The sequence below is a fragment of the Rhizobium sp. SVR5-2C genome (assembly GCF_056755115.1).
Window position 1 is genome coordinate 53,540 of record NZ_JBNDHT010000026.1, and the last position, 7,032, is coordinate 60,571.

General features: G+C 58.8%; 6 protein-coding genes. All 6 read right to left on the reverse strand.

Translation table 11 applies throughout. The features are described 5' to 3' along the window. Positions 1-25: 25 nt before the first annotated feature. Positions 26-1,054 (reverse strand): CorA family divalent cation transporter, encoded by a 1,029-nt coding sequence (locus ACPYOI_RS10215; protein WP_481417456.1) that lies wholly within the window; start codon positions 1,052-1,054, stop codon positions 26-28. 222 nt (positions 1,055-1,276) lie between these two features. After that, positions 1,277-1,558, reverse strand: coding sequence for a hypothetical protein (locus ACPYOI_RS10220; RefSeq protein ID WP_481417457.1), 282 nt, complete (start codon positions 1,556-1,558; stop codon positions 1,277-1,279). Positions 1,559-1,673: 115 nt separating this feature from the next. Then, on the reverse strand, positions 1,674-1,862 hold the full coding sequence (locus tag ACPYOI_RS10225; RefSeq protein WP_168832428.1) for a DUF3008 family protein: 189 nt from the start codon (positions 1,860-1,862) through the stop codon (positions 1,674-1,676). A gap of 100 nt (positions 1,863-1,962) precedes the next feature. Next, positions 1,963-3,282 (reverse strand): glucoamylase family protein, encoded by a 1,320-nt coding sequence (locus ACPYOI_RS10230; RefSeq protein WP_481417462.1) that lies wholly within the window; start codon positions 3,280-3,282, stop codon positions 1,963-1,965. Between the two features lie 165 nt (positions 3,283-3,447). After that, entirely contained in the window at positions 3,448-5,904 is a 2,457-nt protein-coding gene (locus ACPYOI_RS10235; RefSeq protein ID WP_481417458.1) for a phosphoketolase family protein, read from the reverse strand. Between the two features lie 67 nt (positions 5,905-5,971). Next, a partial coding sequence (locus ACPYOI_RS10240) for an SbmA/BacA-like family transporter (RefSeq protein WP_481417459.1) occupies positions 5,972-7,032 on the reverse strand: 1,061 nt, incomplete at its 5' end.

Genomic DNA, 7,032 nt, shown 5'->3' on the forward strand with positions numbered 1-7,032 from the left:
GCTGGCATGCAGCTCGTGTCTGATCCTAGAGCCAGTTGATGCGCTTCAGCATCCACAGTGTCACGACCGCCATGATCGTCACGAATGCAACGATGATCACAAAGGCCCATGTGTCGTTGACGCCGGGAATGCCACCAACATTCATGCCGAAAAGGCCGGCAATCACGCTCGGCGGCAACAGCAGGGCCGCAAGCGCAGCCAGGCGGTTGGAGTTACGGGCGATGCGTTCGCTGATAACGGTCGAAAGGTCGTCGTGCAGGATACTCGTGCGATCGCGTATCGCATCGAGATATTCGATGAAGCGCATCAGCTTGTCGATGACCTCGCGCATGCGAAGCTTGTCGCGCTCGGCCAACCAGGGTGCGTCGTCATGCTCTATCCGATTGAGCGCATCGCGCTGGGGCGCAAGATAGCGGCGAAGTTGCACGGCGCGCCGACGCAGCAGCTTGAGGCGCTCGCGCACCTGGCTCGCCTCACCGTGAAATATCATCTCGTCGAGTTCGTCCACTTCCTCGTCCATGGCGTCGAGCACGGCTTCGAGATCGCGCACCAGTTTGTCGCCGATCAGGGCAAGCAGGTCGCCGGTACGCTGGGGGCCTTTGTTCTTCTCCAGCGACAAACGGATGTCGCGGAGTGCGGTAATGTAATGACCGCTGTCGCGCAGCGAGACGATGCGATTTGTGTCGACCCAAAGATGCAGGGGCACAAGGTCGATATCCGCCGGTGCCTCCTTCGCGTCCTCCGGCGACGTGGCGCACACGCCGCGCAGGATAATCAACAGTCCATCGTCGACAGGTTCGACGCGAGGGCGGGACTCTTCTTCCAGAAGCGCCTCGACCACAAACGGATCGAGGGCGCTTTTGTGCGTAATCCAGGAAGCGGCGGCGGGGTGATCGCGCTCCAGATGAAGCCAGAGGACGCCTTCTTCCGGCCTCCAAGCGCAGAGCTGCGCCATGTCCAGTTGCCTGCACCCACCTTGTCCGTCAAGCAGCAGGGCAAAGCGCAATCCAGGTTCGGCACCATAGCTGACACTCGCAGTCTTCAATGCTTCCATTGTGCCTCAACACATTCAAATGGTGACAAAAATGCAGGCAGCACAATGCGTGGCGCTTATACAATTCACTCTATCAGCTTGGGTTAAAGCTGCAAGGCAAGCCGATTAGCCATCTCGCTTGCCGATACTGTCGCAACGACTGCTGAATAAGCAGCGCTTGCAACCGGCAGCGAATGGCTATTCAGCCGGCGATGCCGGCGTGAATACGTCAACATCCGGTGTTCACCTCGACCTGCCGACGAGTTCAGCATAATCCGAGAAGGTGAACCGTTTCGCCCGCTGAGCATCTTGGCCGGCGAGCAGGAGGACGCGGATCGGAAACAGCGCCGCCGCACGGTTGGCATCGGATAGTTCGCGCTTGCCGTCCTCCGCGATCGCTCTCTCCGTCGCTTCCAAGGCGGCATTGAGGTCCTGGCGACTAATCAGGCCCTTGTCGACAATGACATCCGCCATGGCTGCGATTGCCATGACGAGGCCTTCGAGTTGAAGATTGGCCGTGTTCAAAGTGTGCTCCTGTCTAAATTGTACGCCACACCTATGGTTCGCCTCTGCCCAACGACGGACGTTTCCTGAAGCTGTATCGGTCAAGCTTTGATGGGCGTGCAATGGCGACGCTCACTCACGATTTCGAGGCATGCTCCGGTTTGCCTTTACGTTTGGTCGACGCCATGTCGTGCAGCTCCTTCTCGCTCATGGACTCAGCCATGCCCTTTGAAGCGCCCTTCAGCTCGCTCTTTTTTATGTCTCCACGCTTGGCGGCGAGAGCAGCGCCCGCAGCCTTCTGCTGTGATTTCGATTTCGCCGGCATAGGAAATACTCCCCTGTTTTCTACGAGGGCTGAACCATTCTTACGGGCAAAATGTTCCAGCTGCCTGGCGACACCGGGAGCTTCCTTCACGCATCCTTTGTTACAGCCAGCCGCCGGTAAACCCGGCCCTGCGCAATCCGCGGACGATGGGTTCGCAATTGCGCATCAGATTCCAGAGGAAGCCAGTGCGGTAGTTTTCGATCATGAGCGCCACCGGCCCCTGATCGATTCCGAAATGATAGGGGCTGATCCACCACCCTGTCGGACTGCTCGCATCCTTGAAGGTCTGATTGAAGGATGGCTTGAACCCGTAAAGCCGCTTCATCCCCAGACTCATGCCCGCGAAATTGCGGACGGTTGGAATGACGATCTCGGGCGCAAAAGGCAGCGATGCCACGACGACCCAGGGCGCTACTGTCCCGTCGTCAGGGCCAAACGGTGCGCCGCGCGCGATGTAATCGAAGAACTCGCGGCGCAATCCGCCAGTTTCTAGAGTCCGCCAGCCGGGGCCGTCGCACGCAGTAAATCCCCAGCAGTGTTCGCCATATCCTTCGAATTCCATCGGATTTCGGATCGCATATTCCTGCTGCACGAAGGTGGCCTGGCGGCTGTTCTGAAAATAGTCGCTGTCGTGCTCTTCCATGAATTCGTCGCGGATGTCGCGGAAATCGATCCACATATGCGAAAGCTGATGCGTAAAGAGCGGACCGGAATAGAGCAGTTCACGCCCGAAGATGTTACGCCACTCGTAGCTCTCCCTATAGGCCGCATAGCTTTCCGGCGGCAGCGGATAGGTCGGCGATCCAAGCCCCAGTATGTAGAGAAGCAGGCCCTCGTCATAGCCACGCCAGCGATAGGGAATGAAGCCGTTCTCCGGTCGCCAGCCATGCGTCAGCGTCGCACCATGGTCACGCGCCCAGTTCCAGTCTGCCCGTTCGTAGAGCGAGGCAGCAAGATGCCTGACTTTCACCTCGTCCTCGGTATCCCCATCGAAATAGGTAGCGGCCGTCAAAGCGCCGGCAAACAGAAAGGCCGAGTCGATCGTCGACAATTCGCACTGCCAGACCCGCCGCCCCGTCTCGATGTCGAGGAAATGGTAGAAGAAGCCCTTGTAACCGGAGGCGTCAGGTTCCGGTCCCTGATGGCAATGCATCAGGAATTCCAACCGACGCCGGGCGATCTTGACGGCAAACTCGCGAATGATGACGCCGCGTTCCACGACGACGGGAATGGTGGCAAGCGCCATACCGATCGCAGCGATGCTCGCCGGCGCACCGTCCTGCGTCTTGTCGCGCACCAGCCCATTGTCCGGATTGGTGCATTGCAGGTAGTACAGCAGGGTCATTAACTGCAATCGCGCCAAGTCCTGGTCGCTCGGCGCGGACTCCATATGTGGCGCGATGGGGGGTATCTCGATCATGACTTCACCCATTCCACAGCTTCGCGATCCATTTTGCCTTCACACAGCTAGTCACCGTGCCAACACGCAAATGACGGCCTGAGCGTCGTCAGGCGTGACTTGCGTATCAGCACTGGTTTCATCGCAACTCAGCCTAGCCGCCCCCTCAGCAGCCGACTGGGCGGCTCACGTGTTGTCGCCTTCCGTCGACGTCCCTCGCGGGCTGGCTGACTGTCCTCGGACACCCCATTTCCAGCCGCTGATCTCAGGCATGTCATCGCCGTGCTCCTGGATGTACTGCCGATGCTCGATCAGCTTGTCGCGGATCGCCTGCTTGAAGTAGGCCGCGCGAGCGCCGAGTTGCGGCAGCCGATCAATGACGTCTTCGACGAGATGGAAGCGATCGAGCTGGTTCAGAACGACCATGTCGAACGGCGTCGTGGTCGTTCCCTCCTCCTTGTATCCTCGAACATGCAGATTGTCGTGGTTGGTGCGACGGTAGGTCAGACGGTGAATAAGCCAGGGATATCCATGGAACGCGAAGATGATCGGCTTGTCCTTGGTAAACAGCGCGTCGAAATCGCGATCGGAAAGCCCATGCGGGTGCTCGCTTGACGGCTGCAGCTTCATGAGATTGACGATATTGATCACGCGCACCTTCAGCTCCGGAATATGTTCGCGGATCAATTGCACGGCCGCCAGCGTCTCCAGCGTCGGCACGTCGCCACAGCACGCCATGACGACGTCCGGCTCCGAACCTCGATCGTTGCTGGCCCACTCCCAAATGCCGAGGCCTTGGGCACAGTGCTTGATCGCCTCATCCATGGTCAGCCATTGCGGAGCCGGCTGCTTGCCGGCCACGACGACATTCACATAGTTGCGGCTTCGCAGGCAGTGGTCGGTGACCGAAAGCAGTGTATTCGCATCCGGCGGCAGATAGACGCGGATCACCTCGGCTTTCTTGTTGACGACGTGATCGATGAAGCCCGGGTCCTGGTGGCTGAAGCCATTGTGATCCTGCCGCCAGACATGCGAGCTCAGGAAGTAATTCAGAGAGGCGATCGACCGCCTCCAGGGAATGTGGTTGCACACCTTCAGCCATTTGGCGTGTTGGTTGAACATCGAGTCGATGATGTGGATGAAAGCCTCATAGCAGGAGAAGAAGCCGTGGCGCCCCGTCAGGAGGTAGCCTTCCAGCCAGCCCTGGCACTGATGCTCGCTCAACACTTCCATCACGCGGCCATCGGGCGACAGGTGATCGTCCTCGGGATAGATCTCCGCCATGTAGCAACGGTTGGTGACTTCCATCACGTCCTGCCAACGGTTGGAGTTGTTCTCGTCAGGGCTGAACAGCCGGAAGTTCTTGCTATCCATGTTCAGCTTCATGACATCGCGCAGGAACTTGCCCATGACGCGAGCGGATTCCGTCGTCACCGATCCGGGGCTCGGCACCGAGACGGCGTAGTCGCGGAAGTCCGGCATCTTCAGATCACGCAACACCAGGCCGCCATTTGCATGCGGGTTGTCGCTCATCCGGCGATGACCCGCCGGAGCCAAGGACGCGAATTCGGCGCGTAATCGACCGTCGCCGTCGAAGAGTTCTTCAGGCTTGTAGCTCTTCATCCACTGCTGAAGGATCTCGATGTGCTCCGGCTTGTCCATGTCGCCCATCGGGACCTGATGCGAGCGCCAATAGTCTTCACACTTCTTGCCGTCGATTTCGCTCGGGCAGGTCCACCCCTTAGGGGTGCGGAAGACGATCATGGGCCAGGCCGGACGGCCGACGTTCCCCTTGTCCCTCGCCTCCGCCCAGATCCTTTTGATCTCCGTAACGGCGGTGTCCATGGCCGCGGCCAGCTGCTGCTGCACCTTGTCCGGATCATTCCCTTCCACGAAAAGCGGCGCATATCCCATCCCCTCGAAGAACTTCTGCAGTTCGGGCTGGGGAATGCGAGCGAGGAAGCACGGGTTGGCGATCTTGTAGCCGTTGAGATGCAGGATCGGCAGCACGCATCCGTCGCGGGCGGGATTGAGGAACTTGTTGCCGTGCCATCCCGTGGCGAGCGGGCCCGTTTCGGCCTCGCCGTCGCCGACGACGCAGGCGACGATTAAATCAGGATTGTCGAAGGCCGCGCCGTAGGCGTGGCTCAGGGCATAGCCCAATTCACCGCCTTCATGGATGCTTCCAGGGGTTTCGGGAGCAACGTGGCTCGGAATCCCACCCGGGAAACTGAACTGCTTGAACAGGCGTTTCATACCCCCCACGTCCTGCCCGATATTCGGGTAGACTTCGCTGTAGGTTCCCTCCAGATAGGCATGCGCGACCAGCGACGGCCCACCATGACCAGGCCCGATCACATAGATCATGTTGAGATCGTCGCGCTTGATCACCCGGTTCAAGTGCACATAGAGCATGTTCAAGCCGGGCGACGTTCCCCAGTGGCCGAGCAGCCGCGGCTTGATATGCTCGCGCCTGAGCGACTCTTTCAGAAGCGGGTTATCGAGTAGATAAATCTGCCCCACCGAAAGATAGTTCGATGCCCGCCAATAGGCGTCCATCAAGCGGAGTTCCTCGGCCCCAAGCGGGGTGGTCGGGGCCGTCTTTGTCTGGTTGTCATCGATTGAAAGAGCGGCATTCGTCATCATCAGCCTCCCATCGAGTTTCTTTTCGCCTCAGTCTCTGTGCTGCATGCCACCACCGCTTGTGCGGTTATGCCCGTTTCCTCCACTGCCAAGCGCCATCGTCGGCAAACTCCAGGATGGCATCATAAAATGATATCTCTGCGACGTTCCCAATATGAACGCAGGCGATTCCGTCCTCTGCAAAGCGCGTAATAATCTTGCGGACTTCGTCCGACCCCACCGTAGCCGCGGTCCTCTCAAGCACAATGACGCGCGGTCTCGCTACGGATACACTCGCCATCGCGAGCAGCTGCTGCTCTCTTGGCGTCAGAAGGGTATCCCATTCTACTACCTGTTCAAATCCCCCCGCTGCGGAAATGCGCCCGAGTCCGAATTCGGTAAGCAGTCTCGAAATCCGTTCATCCAGGTTTTCAGCACCCGCGGCCGACGGAACGATCAGCTGTCGAAGCGTGCTCGGCGGAAGATAGGGCTGCTGCGGCAGGAAGCGTATCCCTGCGTTGGCGGGACGAAAGATTCTGCCCGAACCCGGATAAGCGAACCCTGCGGTGACCCTGAAAAACGCATTCTCTTGGTCTTCGCGGCCGGTCACCAGTACGCGGGCACAAGACGGAATGGCTACGGTCAGCTCCCGTAACAACGGCGCGTCATCCCGCTCTGACAATATCGTGAGCTTCTCATAAACAAGGTCCTCTCCGGTGTCGTTGATCTGAATTTCCGATCGGACATGCTGCCGGGGGTTTTCTATCGCTGCCGAGAGTGTGCTCAGCCGTGCCACGACGGCAGCAAAATTGGAGATCGAGTTGAATTGGTTGATTATCAGCGAAAAGGCGCCCACCAGCATCGCGAATGCTGCTGCGGACTGTGTAATCACCCCAAATTCGATATCACCGCGGAAAAACGCCGGCGCGACGATCAGAGCAGGGATGATCTGAATCAGCCAGTTGTAACCAGTGGTGAAGAAGCCGACATTGCGGTTCACAGATGTTATGACCCGAAAGTTCGCTACCAGATCATCAATTCGGCCTGCCAGAAAGGACTTCATGTGCCGCTCGGTGCCGGACAGCGTGATCCGTGCTGCATTTTCCCTCGCCCGGATGAGGCCGGTACGGAAGCTTGCCTCTTTATCTA

What these genes read in the sequence shown, in the direction of transcription:
- ACPYOI_RS10230 (WP_481417462.1), bottom strand. Translation starts at nt 3,282, where the DNA reads ATGATCGAGATACCCCCCATCGCGCCACATATGGAGTCCGCGCCGAGC.
- ACPYOI_RS10235 (WP_481417458.1), bottom strand. Translation starts at nt 5,904, where the DNA reads ATGACGAATGCCGCTCTTTCAATCGATGACAACCAGACAAAGACGGCC.
- ACPYOI_RS10215 (WP_481417456.1), bottom strand. Translation starts at nt 1,054, where the DNA reads ATGGAAGCATTGAAGACTGCGAGTGTCAGCTATGGTGCCGAACCTGGA.
- ACPYOI_RS10225 (WP_168832428.1), bottom strand. Translation starts at nt 1,862, where the DNA reads ATGCCGGCGAAATCGAAATCACAGCAGAAGGCTGCGGGCGCTGCTCTC.